At 75.0% G+C, this 2,728-nt stretch carries 2 protein-coding genes; both read left to right on the forward strand.

Going from position 1 to position 2,728, the window contains the following annotated elements; genetic code table 11:
- Positions 1-385 precede the first annotated feature (385 nt).
- Complete coding sequence (locus PROKR_RS17515) at positions 386-1,615, forward strand: MFS transporter (RefSeq protein ID WP_036965108.1); 1,230 nt, start codon at positions 386-388, stop codon at positions 1,613-1,615.
- Positions 1,612-2,643 carry a hypothetical protein gene (locus tag PROKR_RS17520; RefSeq protein WP_036965110.1) on the forward strand — a complete coding sequence of 344 codons (1,032 nt, stop codon included), beginning with the start codon at positions 1,612-1,614 and terminating at the stop codon, positions 2,641-2,643. Before PROKR_RS17515 ends, PROKR_RS17520 begins: the two co-directional genes overlap by 4 nt.
- Positions 2,644-2,728 lie beyond the last annotated feature (85 nt).

Below are 2,728 nucleotides of genomic sequence, written 5' to 3' on the forward strand. Positions count from 1 at the left end.
CCTGGGCGCGCTGGCCCCGCGGATCGGCGCGCGCTGGCTGTTCGCCCCGCCCAGCTGGGTTGCACCGCGGACTCGGCAGTTGGCATCGAGATCGGCTCAGGGCTGAGCCGGTCTCGATGCCAACTGCCGACCGCTCAGCGAAACCGCCTCACCCGGGTGAACAACGCAGTTCACCCCTGTTCGACAAGCCGCCACCCCGGGCCTCCGCCGTAGCCTGAGCGACATGTCAGGGCTCCTCCGCGCCGCCCCGGGAGAGACCGGCACGCAGGCCGGATCTCCGTCCGCCGACCGACCCAGCACGCGATCAGCCGGCGGCCCGGGCACGCGATCGGGCGGCCGGTCCGACGCCGCCCGCCGCCGCGCGGGACGGGTCTCGTCCACCGTCGTGACGCTCGGCGTCGTCAGCTTCCTGACCGATGTCTCCTCCGAGGCCGTCACCGCGATCCTGCCGCTGTACGTCACCGCGGCGCTCGGCCTCTCGGTGGTGGCGTACGGCGTCGTCGACGGGCTGGTGCAGGGCGCCGGAGCGCTGGTCCGGGTGGCCGGCGGCTGGGCCTCGGACCGGACCGACCGGCCCAAGTGGGTCGCCGCCGTGGGCTACGGACTCTCCGCCCTGACCCGGGTGGGCCTGCTGTTCGCCGCCGGGCTGCCGGCGATCGCGAGCCTCGTGGTGACGGACCGGGTCGGCAAGGGCGTGCGGACGGCGCCACGCGACGCGCTGATCGCGGCGTCCGCCAACCCGCGCAACCTCGGCCGGTCCTTCGGGGTGCACCGGGCGCTGGACACCGCGGGGGCCGCGCTGGGCCCGCTGCTCGCGTTCGTGGCGCTCTGGGCCATCCCGGACGGCTACACGACCGTCTTCGTGATCTCGCTCGGCGCCGCCGTGCTCGGCGTGGGCGCCCTCGTGCTCCTGGTCCCGGACCTGCGGCCCCGGCAGGCCGCCTGGCTGCGCACCCACCGCAGCCGCGAGTCGCGCGGGCTGCCGAAGTGCAAGGGCTGCACGTGCGAGGCACCCGGCGGCCTGCAGCTCACCGGACGCCCGTTCTCGTGGGGCTTCCTGCGCCGGGGCGCCACGGTGCGGATCCTCGTCGTCGCCGGGCTGCTGGGCCTGCTGACGGTCGGAGACGGGTTCGTCTACCTCGCGCTGCAGGACCGCGACGGGTTCGCCACGCAGTGGTTCCCGCTGCTGTACGTGGGCACGAACGCCGTGTACATGCTGCTCGCCGCGCCCGTGGGCCGGTTCGCCGACCGGTTCGGCCGGGCGCGCGTGCTGGTCTGGGGGCACGTGCTGCTCGCGGCCGCGTACGCCTGCGCGGCCGCCCCGTTCACGGGCGCGACGACGACGGTGGTCGCCCTGGTCCTGCTCGGCGCCTTCTATGCCGCGACCGACGGCGTGCTCTCCGCGCTGACCAGCGCGCTCGTGCCCGCCGACGTACGGGGCACCGCGATCGGCACCGCGCAGACGGTCACCGCCGTGGCGCGGATGGCGGCCTCGGCCGGGTTCGGCGTGCTCTGGTACGCGGCCGGCCGGGTCGACGCCCTGTGGATCGCCACGGCGGCGCTCGTGGTCGCCGTCCCGGTCTGCGCCTTTTTGCTGCGGAGGTCGCCCGCATGAGCGCACCGCCCACCCTCCGCCGCGGGACGGCGTTCGCCGTGCTCACCGTCGCGGTCCTGGCCGCCACCGGCTGGTTCGTCACCACCGAGGTGCTGCGCGCCCGGGCCGAGCAGGCCGCCCCGAGCGCGGTCGAGCAGGCGGAGGACGTGCTCGCCGGACCGCACGTGCTGTTCCGCGGCACCGCGCCCGGCGACCTGTACGGCCGGGTGTCCGCCGTCGCCCTGGACGACCTGTCGGGCCCCCGCGAGGTGACGCCCGTCGTCTGCGACCGGGTGGACTCCGACGGCGAGACGACCGTCTGCCTGCACACCCGCCGCGGCGTCGTCACCACCTACGAGGCCGAGGTGCTCGACGGCGCCTGGCAGACCACCGCGAGCTGGCCCCTGCCAGGCATCCCGAGCCGCACCCGGCTCTCGCCGGACGGCCTGGTGGCCACCACCGCGTTCGTCTCCGGCCACTCCTACGCGTCCACGGGTTTCTCCACCGAGACCACGGTGCACCGCGCCGACGGCTCGGACATGTCCGGCAACCTCGAGGACTTCACGCTGGTGGTCGACGGCGAGCGGCTCGCCCCCGTGGACCGGAACGTGTGGGGCGTGACCTTCGCGGACGAGCGGACCTTCTACGCCACGGTCCAGTCGCAGTCGCTGGGCCGCACCTGGCTCGTGCGGGGCGACCTCACGGACCACACGCTGGTGACGCTCCTCGACGGCGTGGAATGCCCCTCGCTGTCGCCGGACGGGACACGGCTGGCCTTCAAGCACGACGCCCGCGAGCCAGGTACGGCCACGCCGCACTGGACCCCGGCGGTGCTCGACCTCGACACGATGGCGATCACCGTGCTCGACACCGAGGAGCGGAACGTCGACGACCAGATCACCTGGCTCGACGACGCCACGCTTCTCTACGGGCTGCCCCGCGCCGACGAGCCGGGCACCACCGACGTCTGGGCCCTGCCCGCGGACGGCGCGACCGATCCGGTGGTCGCCATCCCGCAGGCCTGGTCCCCGAGCGTGGTCAGGGGATGACACCATGCGCACGATCCGCAGGAGCAGTACCCGCCCGACGACGCCGGCCTCCGGCCGGTCGCCCGCCCCGCTGCGGCCCGCCACG

Origin of the sequence: Promicromonospora kroppenstedtii DSM 19349 (assembly GCF_000515355.1) — a bacterium.
GTDB lineage: Bacteria > Actinomycetota > Actinomycetes > Actinomycetales > Cellulomonadaceae > Promicromonospora > Promicromonospora kroppenstedtii.